Origin of the sequence: Caloramator fervidus, from assembly GCF_900108045.1 — a bacterium.
Taxonomy (GTDB): Bacteria; Bacillota; Clostridia; order Clostridiales; family Caloramatoraceae; genus Caloramator; species Caloramator fervidus.
Map to the genome: position 1 here is coordinate 1 of NZ_FNUK01000008.1, position 23,563 is coordinate 23,563.

General features: G+C 31.7%; 21 protein-coding genes and 3 other annotated features. Of the genes, 2 read left to right on the forward strand and 19 right to left on the reverse strand.

Features of this window, described 5'->3' with window-relative positions; all coding sequences use genetic code 11:
• Positions 1–378, forward strand: a 378-nt coding sequence (locus tag C4R78_RS09560; protein ID WP_146057661.1) for a transposase, incomplete at its 5' end; no start/stop codon positions are given.
• Positions 379–388: 10 nt separating this feature from the next.
• Positions 389–982: a DUF2284 domain-containing protein gene (locus C4R78_RS03840; RefSeq protein WP_103895785.1), complete on the forward strand. Its 594-nt coding sequence runs from the start codon at positions 389–391 to the stop codon at positions 980–982.
• Positions 983–1,004: 22 nt separating this feature from the next.
• Here C4R78_RS03840 and C4R78_RS03845 read toward each other — a convergent pair whose 3' ends face one another.
• The 19 genes from C4R78_RS03845 to ytxC form a co-directional block, all read right to left on the reverse strand.
• Positions 1,005–2,909: an N-acetylmuramoyl-L-alanine amidase gene (locus C4R78_RS03845; protein WP_146057662.1), complete on the reverse strand. Its 1,905-nt coding sequence runs from the start codon at positions 2,907–2,909 to the stop codon at positions 1,005–1,007.
• A 105-nt stretch (positions 2,910–3,014) separates the two neighbouring features.
• Positions 3,015–4,034 carry an alpha-hydroxy-acid oxidizing protein gene (locus tag C4R78_RS03850; protein ID WP_103895787.1) on the reverse strand — a complete coding sequence of 340 codons (1,020 nt, stop codon included), beginning with the start codon at positions 4,032–4,034 and terminating at the stop codon, positions 3,015–3,017.
• Between the two features lie 11 nt (positions 4,035–4,045).
• The gene (gene yfcE / locus C4R78_RS03855) at positions 4,046–4,591 is read right to left on the reverse strand and encodes a phosphodiesterase (RefSeq protein ID WP_103895788.1); all 546 of its coding nucleotides are present in this window, start codon (positions 4,589–4,591) and stop codon (positions 4,046–4,048) included.
• A gap of 4 nt (positions 4,592–4,595) precedes the next feature.
• Positions 4,596–5,105, reverse strand: coding sequence for a GNAT family N-acetyltransferase (locus tag C4R78_RS03860; RefSeq protein ID WP_103895789.1), 510 nt, complete (start codon positions 5,103–5,105; stop codon positions 4,596–4,598).
• A gap of 56 nt (positions 5,106–5,161) precedes the next feature.
• Positions 5,162–6,493 carry an APC family permease gene (locus tag C4R78_RS03865; RefSeq protein WP_103895790.1) on the reverse strand — a complete coding sequence of 444 codons (1,332 nt, stop codon included), beginning with the start codon at positions 6,491–6,493 and terminating at the stop codon, positions 5,162–5,164.
• A complete protein-coding gene (locus C4R78_RS03870) occupies positions 6,493–6,966 on the reverse strand; it encodes a 2-thiouracil desulfurase family protein (protein ID WP_103895791.1) in 474 nt (157 codons plus the stop codon). The genes C4R78_RS03865 and C4R78_RS03870 overlap by 1 nt, the downstream gene beginning before the upstream one ends.
• 70 nt (positions 6,967–7,036) lie before the next feature.
• Positions 7,037–9,403 carry an endonuclease MutS2 gene (locus C4R78_RS03875; protein WP_103895792.1) on the reverse strand — a complete coding sequence of 789 codons (2,367 nt, stop codon included), beginning with the start codon at positions 9,401–9,403 and terminating at the stop codon, positions 7,037–7,039.
• A 13-nt stretch (positions 9,404–9,416) separates the two neighbouring features.
• The gene (locus C4R78_RS03880) at positions 9,417–11,771 is read right to left on the reverse strand and encodes a U32 family peptidase (protein WP_103895793.1); all 2,355 of its coding nucleotides are present in this window, start codon (positions 11,769–11,771) and stop codon (positions 9,417–9,419) included.
• A 28-nt stretch (positions 11,772–11,799) separates the two neighbouring features.
• Complete coding sequence (locus C4R78_RS03885) at positions 11,800–12,372, reverse strand: cell division protein ZapA (protein ID WP_103895794.1); 573 nt, start codon at positions 12,370–12,372, stop codon at positions 11,800–11,802.
• Between the two features lie 127 nt (positions 12,373–12,499).
• Positions 12,500–14,854 (reverse strand): phenylalanine--tRNA ligase subunit beta, encoded by a 2,355-nt coding sequence (pheT, locus tag C4R78_RS03890; protein WP_103895795.1) that lies wholly within the window; start codon positions 14,852–14,854, stop codon positions 12,500–12,502.
• Between the two features lie 11 nt (positions 14,855–14,865).
• Positions 14,866–15,885 carry a phenylalanine--tRNA ligase subunit alpha gene (pheS, locus tag C4R78_RS03895; RefSeq protein WP_103895796.1) on the reverse strand — a complete coding sequence of 340 codons (1,020 nt, stop codon included), beginning with the start codon at positions 15,883–15,885 and terminating at the stop codon, positions 14,866–14,868.
• A 41-nt stretch (positions 15,886–15,926) separates the two neighbouring features.
• Positions 15,927–16,135 (reverse strand) — a binding site (T-box leader).
• A gap of 37 nt (positions 16,136–16,172) precedes the next feature.
• Positions 16,173–16,937 carry a TrmH family RNA methyltransferase gene (locus C4R78_RS03905; RefSeq protein ID WP_103895798.1) on the reverse strand — a complete coding sequence of 255 codons (765 nt, stop codon included), beginning with the start codon at positions 16,935–16,937 and terminating at the stop codon, positions 16,173–16,175.
• Between the two features lie 6 nt (positions 16,938–16,943).
• Positions 16,944–17,606, reverse strand: coding sequence for a potassium channel family protein (locus C4R78_RS03910; RefSeq protein ID WP_103895799.1), 663 nt, complete (start codon positions 17,604–17,606; stop codon positions 16,944–16,946).
• 12 nt (positions 17,607–17,618) lie between these two features.
• Positions 17,619–18,980 carry a TrkH family potassium uptake protein gene (locus C4R78_RS03915; protein ID WP_103895800.1) on the reverse strand — a complete coding sequence of 454 codons (1,362 nt, stop codon included), beginning with the start codon at positions 18,978–18,980 and terminating at the stop codon, positions 17,619–17,621.
• Between the two features lie 115 nt (positions 18,981–19,095).
• Entirely contained in the window at positions 19,096–19,455 is a 360-nt protein-coding gene (gene rplT / locus C4R78_RS03920; RefSeq protein ID WP_103895801.1) for a 50S ribosomal protein L20, read from the reverse strand.
• A gap of 21 nt (positions 19,456–19,476) precedes the next feature.
• Entirely contained in the window at positions 19,477–19,674 is a 198-nt protein-coding gene (rpmI, locus tag C4R78_RS03925) for a 50S ribosomal protein L35 (RefSeq protein WP_103895802.1), read from the reverse strand.
• A gap of 21 nt (positions 19,675–19,695) precedes the next feature.
• Positions 19,696–20,214, reverse strand: coding sequence for a translation initiation factor IF-3 (gene infC, locus C4R78_RS03930; protein ID WP_103895803.1), 519 nt, complete (start codon positions 20,212–20,214; stop codon positions 19,696–19,698).
• 11 nt (positions 20,215–20,225) lie between these two features.
• Positions 20,226–20,339: a sequence feature (ribosomal protein L20 leader region), on the reverse strand.
• A gap of 41 nt (positions 20,340–20,380) precedes the next feature.
• Positions 20,381–22,294 (reverse strand): threonine--tRNA ligase, encoded by a 1,914-nt coding sequence (gene thrS / locus C4R78_RS03935; protein WP_103895804.1) that lies wholly within the window; start codon positions 22,292–22,294, stop codon positions 20,381–20,383.
• Positions 22,295–22,339: 45 nt separating this feature from the next.
• Positions 22,340–22,557, reverse strand: a binding site (T-box leader).
• Positions 22,558–22,584: 27 nt separating this feature from the next.
• Positions 22,585–23,505, reverse strand: coding sequence for a putative sporulation protein YtxC (gene ytxC, locus C4R78_RS03940; protein ID WP_103895805.1), 921 nt, complete (start codon positions 23,503–23,505; stop codon positions 22,585–22,587).
• Positions 23,506–23,563 lie beyond the last annotated feature (58 nt).

The window sequence follows — 23,563 nt, forward strand, 5'->3', positions numbered from 1 at the left end:
CTAGAAGAAGTAGAACATTTGAGACATACATACGAATGCAAAGAACTATATAAAGATAGAAGCAAAACCATAGAGAGGGTATTTGCTGACTTGAAGGAGAAGCATGGTTTGCGATGGACAACACTAAGAGGGATAGAAAAAGTGTCCATGCAAGCGATGCTTGTTTGTGCTTGCTTTAACTTAAAGAAGATGGCAAATTGGATGTGGAAGAAGGGACAAAACGGCCCTGGAAAGGGCAAAAATTTCTTTGTATTTATAAAATATTTATCAAAAATGCTTGTAAAAATACTCAAACCCCACTTTTCGTTTTTTGAAAAGTGGGGTTTGTCGACGGTCTGTAATCCCCTTTTTAAGGGGATTTTTGTTATAATAAATTAGGGGGATATATATGCATAAGATAAACATCCAATTTAACAATAATTTTATTGAACTAAAATTTTGTGAATTTAAATATGACGATTTAATCATTGATGTAGAAAAAGTTAGAAATTTATGCAAAGAAGGTTGTCCAAATTATGGAATAAACGGAGGGTGCCCTCCTTTTTCACCAACAGCAGATATTCTTCTTAAAAATAAAAAGTTTATTTTACTAATAGCAAAAACCAAAACAAAAAATTTTTCAAAAGAAAGATTTGCTAAAACAGATACTACATTAAATAAATTTTTAAAAGGCATAGGAAAATATTTTAAACAAAAATATGCCGTTGAGTTTTTATCTCCAGAACATTGCACAGAATGTAAAAATTGCACAATAAAAGAAGGCTGTCAAAATAAAGATAAAAGAACTATCTCAATAACAGGAACGGGAATAGTATTATCAGAAGTTATAGAAAAACTATTTAATGAAAAACTAGAGTGGGCAAAGGAAAAATCTCCTGAAAAGCTTATAAAAATAATGTGCATAATCTCCGATAAGTTTACCGAAAAAATATTATCTGATTTACAAAATGTTCCATGTGAAACATTTTTTGTCATAAAGTAAAGTGCGGTTTTAAAACCGCACTTTATCTTATAAGAAGTAAGTTTATTCTATCAACGGTATCCTTTTTAACAATGCCATCTGCCTTTAAATTGTTTGCCCTTTGAAAGGCCTTTACTGCACTTTCTGTTAAAGCTCCAAAACTTGTTGTTGGACTTTTTATATTTAAATACCCAAGTTTTATTAAGGCACTTTGAAGATTCCTTACATCTTCCCCTATCATTCCTCTTTTTAATGTCCTTGTTATTGTAAGTTTAAAAATTCCCCTATTTGCTATGTTTGTATTTGTCACTGCACTTCTTGATAATAATAAGTTTATTCTATCAACGGTATCCTTTTTGACAATACCATCTGCCTTTAAATTGTTTGCCCTTTGAAAGGCCTTTACTGCACTTTCTGTTAAAGCTCCAAAACTTGTTGTTGGACTTTTTATATTTAAATACCCAAGTTTTATTAAGGCACTTTGAAGATTCCTTACATCTTCCCCTATCATTCCTCTTTTTAATATCCTTGTTATTTTTAATACATTAGGTAAGGTATTAGACCTTGAAGTAGCACTATCATCCCTTACTATAAAATTTATCTTTCCCTCATCATCTACTTGCTTTGTGCTAAGCTTATCCTTTATCTTTACACTTATATTATATTCTCCAGCTTGCCTTGGAATAAATTCTAAGAGGTTGCCATCTAGCTTTTTAACCTCTAAAAGTTTATTATCCTTATAAATTTCAAATATATAATCACATCCCTTTGCACTTCCATAATTTTTTTCAACGGTTATTTTTAAACTTTTGTTTACAACAGGATTTTTCTGATCTAAAGTTATTGATTTTATATTTGGAGATTTAAAAACATAAAACTTTTTACTAATTACACTTTTATAATCGCTTTCGTTTTCACCTTTTACATAAAGAACAACCTCATAATCTCCTTCTTTTTGAGGAAGATAAGTAAAGCTTTTGTTTATATCCTCTAAAGCAACATCGACTTTTCCTAAATATTTTATTTCTAGTTTATAATTATAACTAAAAATTTGTGATTTTTTTACGGATATATCCAATGCTTGTCCTAAAAGTAAATTTTCTTTTGACAGTAAAAGTTCAACCCCTTCATTTTGACCAAAGGCTTTTAATTTATTATTCTCATAAACTTCAAAATAACTTAACAAAGCATCAGTTATCTTCCTTGCAATATTATCCTGCATGTTAGGATCTAAAAGTTTCTTTCTTTCCTCTTCATTTGTTATAAAGCCAAGCTCAACTAAAACAGATGGCGAAGTTGTATATTTTGTAACATAAAGGTTTGAATCCTTTGCTCCTCTATTTTTAAATCCTAAAGATGCTAAATTATCTACTATAAGTTTTGCTATTTTTTGGCTTTCAATAGCTTGCCATGAAACTTGGCTATAAACTATTTTTACCTTACTTTTTTCAACCTTTGCCTCTTTATTATCAACTAGTATATAAACATAATCTATACCATTTTCCTTTTCTTCCCAAAGATATTCATATTTGTTTCCCTCATATTCTACATATCTATCGCTATAAATATTAGGTCTTGTTTTGCTGTAATATGTCTCAACTCCACTGGCATCAGAAGATGCTGCATTACAATGAAGGCTTATAAAAAGGCTTGGGTTTACACTGTTTGATATATTAACCCTATCTTGTAAAGTTATATAAATATCCTCTTCAGGAAGCCTTGTAAAAACAACCTCAGCCCCTAAACTTTTTAAAAGGTCTCCAAGCTTTCGAGCAACAGAATTATTTATATCTTTTTCCTTAACATCTCCTGAAACTGCACCAGGATCGCTACCTCCATGTCCTGGATCTATAACTATCCATTTTCCACTTAAAGAGCTTGCAAAAGCAGTGTTAATACAAGTTATAAATAATATAAAAAAGCACAACAACCTTCTTAAAAACTTCAACCAAATCCCCCCATTAGACAAAATAGTTTAAGTTTAATTAAATTATAAATTAAAATGTCTAAAATGGCAAGAATTTGACAAAATTAAAAGGCAGGTTATACCTGCCTATGAATTATATATAATTTTTGAGTCAATACTTTTTATATCCTTGCATCCTGTCAAAATCATGGCTGATTTTAATTCATCTGCTATTTTGTCAATGTAAAGTTTTACTCCTTCTGCACCGCCTCCAAAGGAAGCTACAACAAAAGGTCTTCCAATTAAAACAGCATCTGCACCTAAAGCTAACATTTTTAATACATCAACCCCTGTTCTAACTCCTCCATCAGCTAATATAGTTATCTTTCCTTTTACTTCTTTTGCTATCTTAGGCAAAACCTCTGCAACACCTGGGGTATGGTCTAAAACCCTTCCTCCATGATTTGAAACAACTATAGCCTTTGCACCGGCTTCTATAGCAAGATAAGCATCTTCAACTGTCATGATTCCTTTTAATATAAATGGAAGTTTTGTACTTTGAACAAGCTCCTTTAATTCTTCTAAAGTCTTAGGTCCTACAGGTTTCCCATGAAGAGCTAAAGTTATAAGTCCTGCAGCATCTATGTCAACTCCAACAGCAAAAACCCCTGCCTCTTCTGCCATTTTTATCTTTTGTATAACATTTTTATTCTCCCAAGGTTTTATAATAGCAATGCCTTCTCCACCTGCTTTTTTAAGCTCATCTAAATTTGTTGGCAAAAAAGTATCAACAGCAGTATCTCCAACAATAGGATATATGCCAGCATCTAAACATCCCCTTATTACCCAAGAAATATATTCTCTTTCTGTAAATTTTCCACCCATATTAAGAATCGTCCCTGAAACAGGAGCTGCTAAAACTGGAATTCTAAGTTTTTTCCCAAACAGTTCAATTGAAGTGTCGGGAGATTTTGCATCATGTATAAGCCTCATATTAAGTTTAATCCTTTTAAGGCTTTCATAATTTTCAATAAAAGCAGAACCTGTTAAACTTCCCCCCATGCCGGGCACTTCTCCTGCACATGCAACTCCATTACATTCTTTACAAACTCTACAACTTCCGTTTAAATTTTCCCGTGCATTTTTTAAAACATCTTTAAAATTCATATTTATCCCCCTTATAGTTTAAATTTTTCAATAATCTCTCCATTTAAATTTAAAAATTTAATTTCATTATCCTCTATTTTTATAAAACTTGGCACTCCATCTCCCTTTGGAACGGAAATACTTCCTGGATTTAAGTATATAACACCATTTTTGTTTTCATATCTTCTTATATGCGTATGTCCTGTTATAATTATATTTGCTTTATAAAATTTTGAAAGCTTGTATAATTTTTCATCTTCTACATCATGCCCATGTAAAACTAATATTCTTAAGCCATTTTTTTCATAAAAAACACAAGGTGAAAAAAACGGAATGTCAAGAACCATGGCATCAACCTCAGAATCACAATTTCCTTGGGCTATTATAATTGGGATGTTTGAATTGTTTATCCTATTAGCAACCTCTAAAGGGTTATAACCTTCAAGTATAGGATTTCTAGGACCATGATATAATACATCTCCTGTGCACAATATAACTTCACAATCCTTTAAATAGTCCAAAGCCTTATCAAGTTTTTCAGGATAACCATGAACATCGCTTATAACTCCTATTTTCATATTATCACTCCCCTTTTATTTTACTCATAACAATAACATTGTAATATCTTCCATTTTTATAATACCTATCCTTTAAAATTCCTTCAACCTTAAATCCAAATTTTTTATAAAGGTTAATAGCAGGTATATTTTCTTCAACAACGTTTAAATAAACAAGATGCATATTCATATCATTAAATATAAAATCTAAAATAACATTTAAAACATCCTTCCCATATCCCTTTCCCCTATGAGCTTTATCATATATTACTATACCTATCTCACAATTTCTATATTCCCATTTTATTTTATCTATAACCACAAGGCCTATAGGTTTTCTATCCTGATTTTCTACAATAAAAATTCTTTTGTTATATTCTTCCCCTTCTAAAGTAAAGTTGTCGCAATACCTTTTAGATAATGGATATACTATATCTAAAAAATAATTAGTTTCTCTATCATTAAGCCATGCAGAAAGAATTCTTGAATCCTCCATTTCAATTGCTCTTATAAAAGTCTTTTCTCCCTTTAACATAAAATCACCCCTTTAAAATTATAACAAAAAAGCAGGTCAGAAGACCTGCCTATTTGCTAGTTTTTCTTTTTTAAATACATATAAACTGGAATACCTACTAAAGTTAATGCAATTCCTAAAAGTGCTCTTTGAGTGCTTGATGTTATAGTACTAATTAGTATAAATAATCCTCCTGCAATTCCTATTATAGGAGTTATTGGATATAGAGGAACTCTGTATGATGTTTTTATGTGACTAAATTTCTTTCTTAAAACAAATATACCTGCAACTGCCATAGTAAAGAATATCCAAAGAACAAATACCACAAGATCTGTCAAAGTATCAAAGGAACCAGTTAATATATACACAGTTGATAACACAAACATAAATATTATTGAATTTACAGGAGTTCCTGATTTTTCACTTAACTTTCCAAAGAAAGACTTAAATGGGAACATCCCTTCTTCAGCCATAGCATAAGGAACTCTTGATGAAGTTAATACATAACCATTTAAAGCACCAAATATTGATACTAATATACCTAATGAAACAAATGATGCCCCAAAACCTCCAAATAAAACCTGAGCTGCATCAGATGCAGCTTTCTTTGAAGCTACAACCTGATTAAATGGCAATACATTTAAAACTGCAAGATTAACTGAAAGATAAGCAACCAATACTAAACCAAGTCCTATTATTATAGCCCTTGGAAGATCTCTTGCAGGATTTTTAAGCTCTCCTGCTATGCTTCCTACGTTTATCCAACCATCATAAGCCCAAAGAGTTCCAAGAACTGCAAGTCCAAATCCACCTGCTGTGCTTTCTGGTGAAACCATTGGAGTAAATCCATGGGCTGTTCCTTTTACAAGTCCAAAGAAGGCTATAACAAATATTGGAACAAGCTTTCCTATTGTTGCAATTGTTTGTATCTTTCCTCCAAACTTAGTTGAAATTATATTAGCAGCTGATAGCAAGAATACCATGAATATTGCAAGAAGCTTTTGTTGAACTTCTGTCATAGGAATAAATGTAGTTGCTTGTGTTGCAAACACTATTGCAAGAGCAGCCATTCCACCTGGGAAATAAACCATAACCTGAACCCATCCTAATAAAAAGGCCCAAATATCTCCATATAATTCCTTTAAGTATGCATAAAGTCCTCCTGTTTTTGGTATTGCAGCAGCAATTTCTGCAACAGTAAGACCTGCAGCTATTGTTATAATTCCACCAACTATCCATGCTAAGATTCCAAGACCTGGAGCACCAGCATTCTTTGAAACTATAGCTGGTTTAAAGAATATTCCTGAACCTATAACTATACCAATTACAAGGGCAATAGCTTCTAAAAGCCCTAGCTCCTTTTTAAGACTCTCTTTTTCTTCGTAAGTTTCAAGCTTTCTTGCTTCCATTATACCATCCTTTCTAGAAGTTTTTTTATTGCGACAACATCCTCATCAACTACTTCAACCCCATTCATTAGAAGAAGTTGGGCAGTTATCCCATTACCCATTTTTAACTTGTTGGAAAAAGTTCCATCATATACAAAACCTTTACCACAGGATGGGCTCTTCGATTTTAAAATAGCTGCCTTGCAATTAAAAGCCCTTGCTATATTTAATGTCTCATAGGCTCCCTTTACAAAAAACTTTGTAACATCTTCTCCTTGAATATTTAGAACAAGACCTCTGCCTTCTAATACATCTTTAGCATCTCCCTTTACTATCTCAGAAGGAAGCCTAGGAGTCGGAAGGCCTCCTAACTGCTCTGGACACACTGGAATTAGCTTGCCTTGTTTTAACAAATTATAAATGTATTCATTAAAATTATTTCCTCCATTATATTTACAATTTATACCACAAAGACAAGCACTTACCAAAATCATTGCAAATCCCCCTATATTTCGACAATTATAAATTATATATTAAAATCTAAATTTAGTAAATATATTTTATTTACTTTATTTCCACAATGGTTACTCCACTTCCACCTTCTGTAAAATCTCCAAGCCTAAAACTTTTTACATGACTGTGATTTTTTAAAGCCTTTTGTATTCCTTCCCTTAAAGCCCCCGTTCCTTTACCATGAATTATCGTTACTTTTGTAAGACCACATAAAAATGCATCATCAAGATATTTATCAAGATTATAAAGGGCCTCATCAACAGTTTGTCCTCTTAAATCTATGCTTGTTGATATATTATTAGCTTTTTCTTTTATAATTTTAGAAGCCCCTATTTTTGCAGCTTCCTTTTTAGACTTTTGTTCTATAAAAAGCTTATCTAAAGGAACGCTCATTTTCATAACTCCTATTTGAACTAAAACTTCTCCCTTGCTATCAACGTTAGATAAAACTATTCCCTTTGCTCCAACTGTTGAAACAAAGACCTCATCTCCTACTTTTACATCTTTTACTTGAATCATTCCATCTTTAATAATGAGAGCTTCCTCTTCTTTATCCATGCTATTAATCTTTTCTTTAAGCTTTTTTCTTACTTCTTCAGCTTGTTTTATTGTCTGAGATTCAAGGGCCTTTTTTCTAAGCTCATTTAATTCTTTAATTATACTGTCAGCCTCTTCCTTTGCCTTTAATATTATTTTTCTTGCCTCTTCTTGAGCTTTTCTTATCTCTTTTTCCCTTTGATTTTCAAATTTGTATTTTTTCTCCAGATATTCTTCTTTTATATCCTGAGTTTCTCTTTTTATTTTTTGAATTTCATCCAATTCCCTTTCGATAAGAAGGGTTTTATTTTGAAGTTTTTGAATAACATCTTCAAATTTTGCAACATCCTTTGAAATAAATTCTTTAGCCCTCTTAATTATAGCATCATCAAGACCTAATCTTTTTGAAATTTCAAAAGCATTGGACTTTCCTGGAATTCCAATTAAAAGCCTATAAGTTGGTCTTAAAGTTTCAATATCAAACTCGACACTTGCATTTTCAAATCCTTCTTTTTCCATAGCAAAAACTTTTATTTCGCTGTAATGGGTAGTTGCAACCACCCTGCATCCTTTTTGATAAAAGTACTCAAGAAGCGACATAGCAAGGGCTGCTCCCTCAGTTGGATCCGTTCCAGCTCCAAGCTCATCAACTAAAACTAATGTCTTTTCATCTGCTTGATTTACTATGTCTATTATATTTTTCATATGAGATGAAAATGTTGAAAGACTTTGCTCAATGCTTTGTTCATCACCTATATCAGCAAAAATCTTATTAAAAACTGATATTTGAGATCCTTCCTTACAGGGCACAGCAAGCCCCGCCATTGCCATAAGGGTTAAAAGCCCTGTTGTTTTTAAAGTTACTGTTTTCCCTCCTGTATTTGGCCCTGTTATAACAAGAACTTTATATTTATATCCAAGCCTTATATCTATAGGAACAACTTTTTCTTTATCAATTAAAGGATGTCTTGCACTTTTTAAATCTATTATTCCTTCATCATTAACATTAGGAATTGAAGCATTTAAATCAAGCCCAAATTTTGCCTTTGCCATTAAAAAGTCTAAATAAGCTAAACTTTCATTATCATACAAAAGCTCATCAGCATAATTTGAAACTTTTACTGAAAGCTCCTTTAAAATTCTTTCAATTTCCGCCTTTTCCTTCAATTCTAGTTCTTTAATCTCGTTGTTAAGCTCAACAATAGGCATAGGTTCTATAAAAAGCGTTGACCCACTTGCCGACTGATCATGAATAAGTCCTTGAACATATCCTTTAAACTCAGATTTTACAGGAATTACATACCTTCCATTTCTTACTGTTATTATAGGCTCTTGAAGATATTTTGAAAGGGAATAAAGCATAGATTGAAGTTTTTCTTTTACCTTTAAATTTTTATCCTTTATCGATCTTCTTATACTAAAAAGCTTTTCACTTGCTCTATCGCTTATCTCATCTTCGCCTAGTATTGCTTTTTCTATATCTTCTTCAAGATTTTTAATATAAAACAAAGATTCTATTATTTGATTAATTATAGGGTAATTTTCTCTTTTAGAACCATCAGAAAAAAAAGACTTTAACCTTTTTACGACCTTTAAAGAATCTTTGACATACAAAAAATCTTTAGGGCTTAATATAAATCCCATTTTTGCTCTTTTTACAATATCTTCAATATCTTTAACTCCATCTAAAGGAAGACTTCCCCATTTTAAAACTACATCATAGGCTTCCTTAGTTTCTGTTAACCTACTTACAACCCCTTTAATATCTGAAGTTGGAAGCAAATTTTTGCACATATCTTTGCCTTTTGTAGATACCGCTCTTTCTGAAAGCATATCTATTATTTTGTTGTATTCTAAAATCCTTAAAGTTTTTTGATTCATAAGACCATCTCCTTTACAGTATGCCTCTGTAAAAATGTCCTTTTGTTATATTGTTTTTATTTATCTCTAGTATTTCCTTTGCTTTCTTACTTAGTGAAAAGTCTTTATTTATACCTCTTAATAAAGCGTCCTTATAGGCATACACTATACTTTCAACCTGATCCTTATCTTCTTCTAAAAATTCTAAAATCCAATAATCTGCATTTAAATTTAAAAGATCCTTTATATGTTCAAGCATGATAGTTTTTTTGGAATTATAAATGTGACTTCTGCAATAATAGTCGGTAACTACTAAAAACTTTTCACCTAATCTATCTTTTATATAATGTATTTTACTTTCACAGGCATTAGGGCAAGACTTCTTAAAATACCCCTTTGAGCTTCCAATTATACAGTGTCTGCTTATCATTAACCTTGTTCTTCCATAAACAAAAACCATGGTTTTTCTATCTGTATTTGATATAAGGTTTTTAAGCTCCCCCATATTTAATTCATGGGATAAATATGAAGCCTCATTTTCTAAAAATAAGGTTGAAAAGGAGTTTAATATGTTAAAGCTTTTATCTAAATAAACTTCATATCCTATATCAATCAAATCTTTATAAAGCCCTAAATTTCCACAAAGAGCCTTTTTAAAACCTAAAGCATAAAGCCTTTTGGCTTTATCCTTATAAAAATCATACTCCTCTATTATTACATCTGGAAAATGTGGAAAAACCTTTTCTTTATATTCTAAAAGATTCTCTATATCTCCTTTGTCAATTCTTAAATCTGATCCAAAAAAAACTAAATCTGCTCCGCTTTTTAAAGAGGCTAAAGCAACGTCCATTCTTCCCGTTTTTACTACAATCTTAGGAATGACTTTAAACTCTTTATTCTTAAAACTTATATTTATATTTACCTTATCCCTTTTTCCTTGAATTTTATCTAAAAGTTCATCAATAGCCTGTCTTCTTATAGCATTTAGTTTTGATATTGGAATCATTAAATTATCTTCTATAAAAACATCTATATTTTCAAAATAAAAAGGTGTATCCCCTGTTTTTGATAAAGCTTCAATAATCCTTTCCTTGGTTGTAGGTTTTGAAATAGCTTTTTCTACCCCATCCATTGTAACTTTAACTTTTTTAGAACCTTCAACTTCAAATTCCATACCATTTAAAGTAGCTTTAAATCTTCCTAAAAGCGGAACTTTTTTTACATCCTTTCCTTCATAGCTTTTCCTAGCCTTTTCTATAAGCTTTATATCTAAAGTTTTATAAATTATATCTCCTATTTGAGCCTTTTCAAAATAAATTTTTACAATTTCTCCCTTTTGACCTTTTTTTATTTCCGCACCTTTTTCATCATATATCGTATTTACAGGAACACCTACTCCTTTTCCAAAAACTTCAATTCCATCTCCGATATTTAAGTCCCTTTCAAGTTTTATGTATATAAATTTTCCTTTCTTGCCTACAACTTTTCCTAAATATACTCCCCAATTTTTTGGATTTTCATAAGACATCATTTCAGGCCCAATGTTATCAAACAAATATGCTGATGTAAAACCACCTCTGTTGAAAATCTTTACAACGTCCTCTTTATCTTTTTCATCTGCTATTCCATCAATTGCTTTCCTGTATGCAGAAACTACTGTAGCAACATACTCAGGCCTTTTCATTCTTCCTTCTATCTTTAATGATTTAACCCCTGCCTTTACAATTTTATCTATGCAGTCTATTGTCGACAAATCCTTAGGACTTAAAATATACTTTTTATCTCCATCAAAGGAATATAACATCCTACAAGGCTGTGCACATCTTCCTCTGTTACCACTTCTTCCTCCTAAGATGCTACTAAAAAGACACTGACCCGAAAAAGATATGCACAACGCTCCATGCACAAAAACTTCTATTTCTGCTTGAGTATTTTTAGCTATATACTCTATCTCCTTTAAGCTAAGCTCCCTTGGAAGAACTACCCTTTTTACTCCTTGAGAATATAAAAAATTTACCCCTTCTAAATTATTTACAGACATTTGAGTGCTTGCATGTATTTCAAAATCAGGAATGTTTTCTTTAAGAAGCTTCAAAAGGCCATAATCCTGAATTATTAATGCATCTGCTCCTTGTTCATATAAAAAGGATGCATATTCTAAGGCTCTTTCCATTTCTTCATCTTTAATTAATGTATTTAAAGTAACATAAACCTTTACGCCATAAGCATGGCAAAATTTTATTGCATTTACAATTTCATTTTTATCAAAATTTCCTGCCTCCTGCCTTGCTGAAAATTCTTTTCCTCCTAAATATACCGCATCTGCTCCATTTAATACTGCTGCCTTTAAAGCTTCAAAATCTCCAGCTGGAGCCAAAAGTTCTACCATACTTTCCCTCCCATAAAAAATAGGGGAGTTAACCCCTATAAATTTTTCTATTATTTAAGTCCTTTTTTAATCTTACTATTTCAAATTCGCTTTCTAAAAGTTTACTTTTAAGCTCATTTAGTTCCTCTTCAAGTTTTTCCTTTTCTTCTAAAAGTATTTTTACTTCAGACTGCATCTTTTGATATTCATCGTCAAAAGCTTCAAAGGTAGCATCTAAGTCCTCATACTGCCTTTTAGCTTCTTCAAGGCTTTCTTTTAAAGTTTTATTTTCCTCTTTTAATTTAGTATTCTCTTCAATTAGTAAATTATACTGACTATATAATCTTTGAAATTCTTCTTGAAGCCCTTCTAATCTTTGAACTGAATCATTATAATAACTTTTTAATTCCTCTAATTCCTTTTTTAATTTAAATAGCTCATCACAAATCAACAAAGCTGCAAGAACTGCTGCTGAAGTATCATTATGATTTATATTAGAACTTCTTATTTCCTTTATTTTCTTATCAACAAAATTAGCCAGGGAAAATAAATACTCTTCAGGCTCTGTTCCTGTAAGCGTATATTCACAGCCATTTATTCTAACATTTACTCTATTTTTCATATCAAGCACCCTCTCAAATGCTGTGTTAATTACTTTTTTACAAACTAGTTTAATTTTAGAATATCATAAAACTAATTCAAAATCTATACATTTTAATTAAAAACCCCCACAATAATGTGGGGGTAAATTATCTAAGTTGAGCACCTAGCTTTTCTTCTAAAGCCTTTACTATACTTTCATGAATAACATTTACTTCTTCGTCTGTTAATGTCCTATCCTCTCTTCTGTAAATTATAGAATATGCAACTGACTTCATTCCTTCTGGAACCTGTTTTCCTTTATAAACATCAAACAATTTTACGCTTTCTACAAAGTCCTTTCCTACTTTTAATATTATATTTTCTATTTCAGCAACTGCAACTTCATCTTTAACTAATATTGCTATATCTCTATCAACAGCAGGATACTTTGGTAAAGGCTTATATTTTCTTTCAGTTTTATATGCTTCAAATAAAGGAACAAGGTCAATTTCAGCTACATATACCCTATCTTCTATTTCATAATTTTCAGCAACTAAAGGATGAATCTCACCAAATACTCCAACCTGCTTTCTTCTTACCATAAGCTTTGCGCATCTTCCAGGATGGAAAGTTAAATTTTCTTCATCTCTTTCATAATCAACTTTATCTATTCCAAAAACATTTAAAATATTTTCTATAGCTCCTTTTAAATCATAAAAATCAACTTTTCCAATCATTCCAATTCCCAATTTCAAAACCTCTACTGGTATATTATCTGATGGATAATATACCTTTGCAACTTCAAATATTTTTACTTCTTTATTATCCCTCAAATAATTTATTTTTAATGTTTCTAAAATAGAAGGAATTAAAGTCGTTCTCATTAAACTAAAGTCTTCTCCAAGAGGATTTAATATTCTAACAGCATTTTTTAAAGGACTATCTTCTTTAAGTCTTATTTTATCAAAAACCTTTGGGCTTACAAAGGAATATGTATTTATCTCAAAAAATCCATTTGAAACCATTACATTTCTTACAATATTTACTAATCTTTGTTCCTTTGTTAAAACTGCCTCAACCAATTCTCCTTCTATTTTCTTGCTTGGAATTTTATCATATCCATAAAGCCTTGCTATCTCTTCTGCAATATCTTCCTTGATTTTTATATCCTGTCTAAAAGTTGGAACTTCAATATTTAATTTATCTTTTACCTCAACCTTCATTCCAAGATATCTTAACATTTCTGCCATTTCTTCTTTTGATATATTTATTCCTATAAATTCATTTATCCAGTTTGGATCAACCTCTAAATTATAAGGCTTTACAGGATGTGGATAAATATCTATTTTACCACCTACAACTTCTCCAGCTCCAATAACTTCTACAAGATGACAAGCTCTATCTAATGCTATATCTATCAGGTTAGGGTCTAAATCTTTTTCAAACCTTGATGATGATTCTGTTCTTAACCCTAGCTTTTTAGATGTTAATCTTATATTCGTTCCATTAAAGTTTGCACATTCAAATACAACAATTGTAGTATCTTCTTTTATTTCAGAATTTTGGCCTCCCATAACTCCTGCAACAGCAAGAGTTTCTTTTTCATCTGCAATTACAAGCATAGATGAATCTAAAACCCTTTCAACTCCATCTAATGTTGTAAATTTTTCTCCATCCTTAGCTTTTCTTACTACTATCTTTTTTCCATTTATAAATCTATAATCAAAAGCATGCATAGGTTGACCTAATTCAAGCATCACATAATTTGTAATATCAACTATATTATTTATAGGCCTTACCCCTGCATCCATAAGACGCTGCTGCATCCACTCCGGTGAAGGACCTACTTTTACATTTTTAACAACCCTTGCTGAATATCTTCTACAAAGCATATCCTTAACTTCAACATTTATATAATCCTTTATATCTTCTTTATTTTCTTTAAAGTTTGTTTTAATCTCCTTTAGTGGAAGTCTAAATGTAGCTGAAACTTCCCTTGCAATTCCATATACTCCTAAACAATCAGGTCTATTTGATGTAATTTCAAAATCTAATATTCCTCCCTTTAATCCTAATACTTCTTTAATATCTACTCCAATTGGTGTTCCCTTTGGAAGTATCATGATACCATCAGATTCATTAGCAATACCAAGTTCCTCTTCAGAACAAAGCATTCCATTTGATTCTACTCCTCTTAACTTTCCTTTTTTAATTTTAACTCCACCAGGCAAAGTTGAACCATGAAGAGCAACAGGAACAGTATCCCCCTCTTGAACGTTTTCTGCTCCAGTTACTATTTGAAGAATTTCACTTCCTACGTTAACTTTACAAATTCTAAGTTTATCAGCATTAGGATGTTTTTCTATCTTTTCAACATAACCTGTAACAACTTTATCTATTTCTTTTCCGTATTCTATAACTTCCTCAACCTTTGAACCTGACATAGTTAGAGCATCTGCAACTTCCTTTATGTCTTTATTTATATCTACATATTCAATTAACCAACTATATGGTACCTTCATCCTATCCCTCCTTAAAACTGCTTTAAAAACCTTATATCGTTTTCATAAAGAAGCCTTATATCATCTATTCCATACTTAATCATAACAATTCTATCAAGTCCCATTCCAAAAGCAAATCCACTATATTTTTCTGGATCTATTCCACCCTTTCTTAAAACATCAGGGTGAACCATTCCACAACCTAATATTTCTATCCAACCTGAACCTTTACAAACCCTACAACCCTCTCCTTCGCATACAAAACATGAAACATCCATTTCAGCAGAAGGTTCTGTAAATGGAAAATGATGTGGTCTAAATTTTGTCTTTGTTTTTTCACCAAAAAATCTCTTTGCAAAAGTTTCTAGTGTTCCCTTTAAGTTTGCCATTGTAATACCTTTATCCACAACAAGCCCCTCTATTTGATAAAATATAGGGGAGTGTGTAGTATCAACTGCATCTGATCTATAAACTCTTCCTGGAGCTATAATTCTTATAGGAGGTTTTGTATTTTCCATGGTTCTTATCTGAATTGGAGAAGTTTGTGTCCTTAAAACAAGATTTTCGCTTATATAAAATGTATCCTGTTCATCCCTTGCAGGATGATTCTTTGGAACATTTAAAGCTTCAAAATTATAATAATCAAGTTCTATTTCAGGTCCTTCTGCAACAGAAAATCCCATTCCAAAGAATATATCCTTTATTTCATCTAAAACTTTGTTTAAAGGATGAATATTCCCAAACTCTATCCTTTTTCCTGGCATTGTAATATCTATGTATTCACCTTTTATTCTAAGCTCCAGTTCTTTTTGTTTAATATTATTTAAAGCCTTTTTAAGTTCTTCTTCTAAAAATTGCCTAACTTCATTGGCCAACTTCCCAATTATTGGTCTTTCTTCTGACGGTAAAGCTCCCATACCTCTTAATATAGATGTTAAACTTCCTTTTTTTCCAAGATATTTAACCCTAATTTCATCTATTCTTTGGCTATTTTCAGCATTTTTTATCTCTTCTAAAGCCTCCTGTTTTATCTTTTCAAGTTGTTCCTTCATTCTTTTACCTCCTTTGTTAATATATGAAAATCCCCGTCCCATATAGGGACGGGGAAACCGCGGTACCACCCTAATTGAGCTAAAAGCTCCTCTCCTTTGAATAACGGCAATGCCGCCTTCAGCCTACTTGTTTTCAGCTGAGGAACTCCAGAGGGAATTTTCAATCGGCTACATTGCAGGCATGCTCTCAGTCGCGGCAAGCCCTCCCTGTGCACATCACCGACCTACTCTGCTCCTTCACCGTTTCAACTATTAAATTATCTTTTAAAAATTATATTAATTAATTTTTATCTTGTCAATCTTTGCCTTACTACCTCATATATAATCACAGCAGAAGCTACAGCAGCATTTAAAGATTCAGCTTTTCCTAACATAGGGATCTTAACTTTATAAGTAGACAAACTTATATGTTCATAGGGTATACCACTAGCTTCATTGCCAATTATTATCGCCGTTTTTTCTTTAAAATCATAATCATATATAAATTGAGAAGCTTCAAGACAAGTTGCATATATTTTAAAATCATTTCGTTTTAAAAATTCTATCGCATCATAAAAGCTATCAAAATAAATCATTGGAACTCTAAAAATAGACCCCATCGTTGAGCGCAAAGTTTTAGGATTATAAGCATCTACCGTTCCCTTTAATAATATTAAAGCATCAACATCAGCCGCATCACATGTTCTTATTATGGTTCCAAGGTTTCCCGGATCTTGAAGACCATCAACTATTACGACAAAATCCTTTATAAAAGATAAATCAAAATCTTTCTTTTTGCACACAGCAACTATTCCCTGAGGCGTCTCTGTATCTGAAAGCTCCTTTATAACTTCCTCATCAACCTCATATTTTTTTACATCACAACTTAAAATGTCTTTATATTTTGTTTGTAAAAACTTTTTAGAATAAAAAATACATTCTGCCTGTTTTTCCCTTATTGCCTCTTCTACAAACCTTGCTCCCTCTATTAAAAACTTTTTAAATTCATCCCTATATTTTTTTTGTTTTAATTTCAAAGCTTCCCTAATTAAACTATTATTTCTTGAAATCATGCTCCCCTACCTCAACTTATCATGTTCAAATTTTTTTATACTTTCATTAGTTGATATTACAACTAAAACATCTCCAGATTTTATAACATCATCTGCTTTAGGTGAAATATTTATATCCTTTCCTCTTTTTATAGCCATAACATTAAATCCATATCTATTTCTCATGTCAAGCTCCCTTAAAGTTTTATTATACCATTCTTCTATAGCAGATATTTCAACTATGTTATAATCAGGTGAGAGCTCTATATAATCAAGTATGTTTGATGTGCAAAGATTGTGAGCAACTCTAACTCCCATATCCCTTTCAGGGAATACAACCCTATCAGCTCCTATTTTATAAAGAACCTTAGCATGAAGATCATTATGAGCTTTAGCTATCACATGTTTTATTCCAAGTTCCTTTAAAAGTAAAGTTACCATAACACTTGATTGTATATCAGATCCTATAGTAACGATAGCTACATCAAAGTTTCTAATTCCAAGGGAACTTATTGTAGCTTCATCTGTGGCATCAGCCTGAACTGCATGGGTTACATAATCAGATATATTTTGAACTGTTTTCTCATCTTTATCTATTGCCAAAACTTCATTTCCTAAGGAATAAAGGGTTTTTGCAACGCTTGAACCAAATCTGCCAAGCCCTATTACAACAAACTGTTTAGATTTCATTATAACCCTCCTTTATCCTACAAGTATTTTATCCTCAGGATATTTTATAGCCTTACTTACACAAAGTTGCTTTCTTGCAAAAGCAAGGGCTAACGTCAATGGTCCAACCCTTCCTGAATACATCGTAAAAATTATAACTATTTTACCAATTAAATTAAGCCTTGGACTAAGTCCAAGATCAAGTCCAACAGTTCCAAAGGCAGAAGTTGCTTCATATAAAAACTCCATAAAGTCTCCTTCTTGAGTTATAGAAAGAATCATAGTAACAACTATAACTAAAATAAAACTTATAAAAGTTATTGCAATAGCTCTATATACAAGATCTTTAGGTATCCTTCTTTTTAAAAGTTCTGTGTCTTCTCTTCCTCTAATTACCGATAAAACCGTCATAAGTATAAGGGTTGCTGTGCTGGTTTTTATACCTCCTCCAGTAGAACCTGGAGATGCTCCTATAAACATAAGTATAATTGTAAGAAATTTACTTGCAACTGTCATGTCAGAAAGATTAATAGTATTGAATCCTGCAGTTCTTGGAGTTATAGAGGCAAATAAGCTTGACAATATTTTTCCTTTTAATGATAAAGAGCCTAACGTCTTTGAATTGTTGTATTCTAGAACCAAGAAAGATAAAGCTCCTAACCCTATCAATATGAAGGTTGCAAAAATTACTACTTTTGCATGTAATGATAACTTTTTATAATTCCTATTAGTTATTATTTCACTTATAACTCCAAATCCTAAACCACCTATAACTATTAATGACATTATAGTTAAATTCATAACTACATTTTCAACATATGGAGTTAAACTTCTAAAACCTCCTATTAAATCAAACCCCGCATTACAAAATGCTGATACAGAATGAAATATTCCAAAATAAATACCTTTTTTCCATCCATATTCAGGGACAAATTGTGTTGCCAAAAAAATTGCTCCTAAAGCTTCTATACTAAAAGTTATCGTCATTACATATATTGCAAGCTTAACTATTCCCTGAATATTAAAGGCATTATATGCCTCCTGCATTATAAGCCTTTCTTTTAGAGTTATTTTTCTTCCTAAAATTATAGCAATAAGAGTTGCAAAGGTCATAAATCCTAATCCGCCAACTTGTATTAAAATTAAAATAACAATTTGCCCAAACAAACTCCAGTAAGTTCCTGTATCTAAAGTTACAAGCCCCGTTACACAAACCGCCGAAGTTGCTGTAAATAGGCAGTCTATAAAAGGAGTTGATTGCCCATTGGAAGATGATATAGGAAGTTTTAATAATAAAGCTCCTATTAAAATTACTGCAGCAAACCCAAGAGCTAAGATTTGAACAGGCTGAAGCCTATATACCTTAACTCCATCTTCTCCTTCTTTAAAAAACATACATACACCCTCCTAATGTAAAAACAATACATTATTATATTATATCACTCGTTAATATTTTTAAAAAACTTAAAGAGGCCAATTTTGGGCCTCTTTTTGTCAAATTTAATTAACTTTATGCATTTAATTTTTCTTTTGCTAAGTTTACTAATTGAGCAAATGCTTCTGCATCATTTACTGCAAGATCTGCAAGCATTTTTCTGTTTATTTCAACACCAGCAAGCTTTAATCCATTTATAAACTTTGAATATGAAAGCCCATTTGCTCTTGCAGCTGCATTTATTCTTGTTATCCAAAGCTTTCTAAAATCTCTCTTTCTTAATTTTCTACCAATGTAAGCATATTGCAAGCTCTTCATTACAGCTTGCTTTGCAATTCTATATAATTTGCTCTTTGCACCATAGTAACCCTTTGCAAGTTTTAATACTTTTCTACGTTTTTTATGGGCATGAACGGCTCTTTTTACTCTTGCCATATTTCCTACCTCCTTCTAGCCTTATGCATAAGGCAATAATTTCTTTAGTTTCTTAACTTCTACTGCATTAACTAAAGTTGTTTGTCTAAGTCTTCTCTTTCTTTTTGAATCCTTCTTAGTTAATATATGGCTATGATATGCATGAGCTCTTTTGAATTTTCCTGATCCTGTCTTTTTAAATCTCTTTGCTGCACCCTTATGGGTTTTCATTTTTGGCATAGTGCTTCCTCCTCTCGCTTACTATTTCTTTGGAGTAAGTATCATTATCATATTCTTTCCTTCAAGCTTGGGCTGCTTTTCTATAACACCCACTTCAGAGAGCTTTTCTGCAAACCTCTTTAGAACATCCTCTCCTAGATGGGAATGTTCTGCCTCTCTACCTCTAAATTTTACTGTTACCTTTACCTTGTCCCCATCCTTTAGGAACTTTTCTGCATTCTTAGCCTTAACATTAAGGTCGTGTTCATCAATGTTAGGGGTAATTCTAATCTCCTTTACAGTAATAGTCTTTTGTTTTTTCTTTGCTTCTTTTTCCTTCTTTTGCTGTTCGTAGATAAACTTACCATAATCCATTATTTTGCAAACAGGTGGTTTTGCCTGTGGCGCAATTAAAACAAGGTCTAACTGCTTTTCCTCTGCAATTTCAAGAGCCTTCTTTGTAGGCATAATCCCAAGCTGAGTTCCGTCAGAATCGATAAGTCTTACTTCTCTTTCACGAATTTCCTCATTAACTAAATATTGTTTGTTAATAACATTCACCTCCTAATTTTTTACAAAACAAAAAGCGGATGGTAGCCCATCCGCATAGTTACACCAATAGCTTTTACGAAGAACCTTACTGCCATAGGCGTAAGGTGAGAAGCGGATGGCTTCTACTTATACCTTTATTAGAATAACATTAATATAAGCGTTTGTCAATATATTTTTATATATTGCTTATTTTCTTTTCAATCTCTTCTTTTATTCTAGCTGCAAATACTTCAAAATCCATAGTTCCAAGGTCGCCTTCTTTTCTTGATCTTAATGAAATATTTCTATTTTCAACTTCTTTATCTCCTAAAATTATCATATATGGTACCTTTTGAAGCTGTGCTTCTCTAATTTTATATCCTATCTTTTCATTTCTTAAATCACATTCTACCCTTATCTTCATATCTTTAAGTTTTGCTTCTATTTCCTTTGCATATTCATTAGCTCTATCTGTTACAGGAAGTATTTTAACTTGAACTGGAGCAAGCCATGTTGGGAAAGCCCCTGCATAATGTTCTATAAGTATTCCAATAAATCTTTCTATACTTCCAAAAATAACTCTATGAATCATTACTGGTCTGTGCTTTTCTCCATCTTCACCTATGTAGTAAAGGTCAAATCTTTCTGGCATTTGGAAGTCAAGCTGAATAGTTCCACATTGCCATGTTCTTCCAAGACAATCCTTTAAATGGAAGTCTATCTTAGGTCCATAAAATGCTCCATCGCCCTCATTTATCTTATAATCAAGACCTGCTGCATTTAATGCCTCAATCAATGCATTAGTAGCACGTTCCCAATCTTCATCGCTTCCCATAGAATTTTCTGGTCTTGTTGAAAGTTCAACATGGTATTCAAATCCAAATAATTTATAAACATAATCTATAAGATTGATAACTCCTAAAACTTCATCTTTAATTTGTGATGGGAGCATAAATATATGAGCATCATCCTGAGTAAAACATCTTACCCTCATAAGCCCATGTAAAGCTCCTGATATCTCATGTCTATGCACAAGCCCAAGTTCTCCAAGTCTTAAAGGTAAATCTCTATAGCTGTGCATTTGACTTTTATAAACAAGTATTCCACCTGGACAGTTCATAGGCTTTACTGCATAATCTTGGTTATCTATTTTTGTAAAATACATATTTTCCTTATAATGCTCCCAATGGCCAGATCTATGCCATAAAGATTCATTAAGAATTATAGGTGTTTTTATCTCTTTATATCCTCTTTTTTGATGTTCTTCTCTCCAAAAGTTTTCAAGTTCATTTCTTATAACCATTCCCTTTGGCAAGAAAAATGGAAAACCTGGTCCTTCTTCCATTATTGTAAATATTTCAAGTTCTTTTCCAAGCTTTCTATGATCCCTCTTTTTAGCTTCTTCTAAAAGATTTAAATACTCATCAAGGTCACTCTTTTTAGGAAACGCAGTTCCATAAATTCTTTGAAGCATCTTATTCTTTTCATTTCCTCTCCAATAAGCTCCTGCAACATTTAAAAGCTTAAAGGCCTTTACTTTTCCTGTTGATGGAACATGAGGTCCTGCACAAAGGTCTACAAACTCTCCCTGTTTATAAAATGATATAGTCTCTCCCTCAGGTATATCCCCTATAAGTTCAACTTTATACGTTTCATCTTTATCCTGCATAAACTTTATAGCCTCTTCCCTTGAAAGTTCAAACCTTTCAATCTTATAATCTTCTTTTACTATTTTTTTCATTTCCTTTTCTATATTTTCAAGCATATCAGGAGTTATTGGAAAATCTGCATCAAAATCATAATAAAAACCGTTTTCAATAGAAGGTCCTATAGCAAGCTTTACATTTGGATAAAGCCTTTTTACAGCCTGTGCCATTATATGGGCTGCAGTATGTCTTAAAGCTTCTTTTCCACCCTCGTCTTCAAAAGTTAATATTTCAACAGTTGAATCCTTATCAATTATTGTAGAAAGATCTTTAACCTCTCCGTTTATCCTTGCAGCAAGAGCATTTTTATAAAGCCCCATACTTATCTTTTTGGCAACTTCTTCAGCGGATACAGGATTTTCAAATTCTAAAACCTTCCCATCCTTTAAGATTACCTTTATCATATCTCCTACCTCCTTTTATTAAAATATCAAAAAAGCCTTTCATCCCTATGGGACGAAAGGCTAAACTTCCGCGGTTCCACCCAAATTGGTATAAAACCCACTCTAAGCCTTAACGCGGCCAACGCCTATCCTTACTCTCATAAGATTTCGGGACGGAGCTTCGGGGTGGTTTTCAATCTCTAATGTTAAGGAAACCTTCCAGCCTAAGGGTTTCCCTCTCTGGTAACATATCGAGATCTACTCTTCCCCTTCATCGCCTTTATCTTGCCAATAATTTTACAAATTATTTTTTAAGTTGTCAATAGTTTATTATCACCTTTTATTATATTACAATCTTCACAAGAATTACAAAAATATATTCTATCTATGAATATATTTTTAATAGTTTCTATAATTTCTTTATTTTTACAATTTTCTACCAAATGAATAACTACCCTCTTAGGAGCACAAGTAACTATAACGCTTAGCAATATGTCATCTAATGTAGTCTCTCCGCTTATGTTAAAATTTTCAAAATCTAAAAAAAGCTCCTTTGTAACATCCTTAAAATCTCCATCTTTTAGAATATATTCCCCACTTGAATTTATATATATATTTAAAACTTCATATTTGCTTTCCTGAATTTCAACAAAATACCTTAGAAGCTTTATAAACTCATCATATTCCTTTTCTAGCATATACTCTTCTATCATTTTCTCCAGTATTCCGTTTATATCTTCTTTTATAAATTTTAGTCTAAATTTTACAAATCCATCTATTATAATTTCTCTATTCTCTTGTAAAAATTCTTCTATTTTTTTATATATAGCATTCCTATGCCTCATGCTATTTAATATATCTTCTGCCGTCATAGTTCCATTTCCTAATATAAAGGAAATACACTTGTTTTTTATTTTTAGTATATCTTCTTTTGAAAAGTATGAACAGTTTTCCTTTATAAGTTCATTTAGTATATCTATTTCATAATTTTTCATTATATAATCATATATTATATCCGAAGCATAACTTATAAATGCATCCCTATAAATTTCAAAATTTCTAATATCCTTTTCGCTATCCTTTAATACAAACTTAATATAATGATAATCTCCTATATCATTTTCAACCATAGCTACATTTATATCATTTCCTCTCAAATATGAGCATAACTCATTAAATCTATCATAAATTTCATCTTTTTCTCTATTAAAGCCAATCGATAGGAGAAGCAACTTTATCACTCCCTTCTAGTTTAGTATATGTGCCTTAAGGCAACATATACAGGGATTT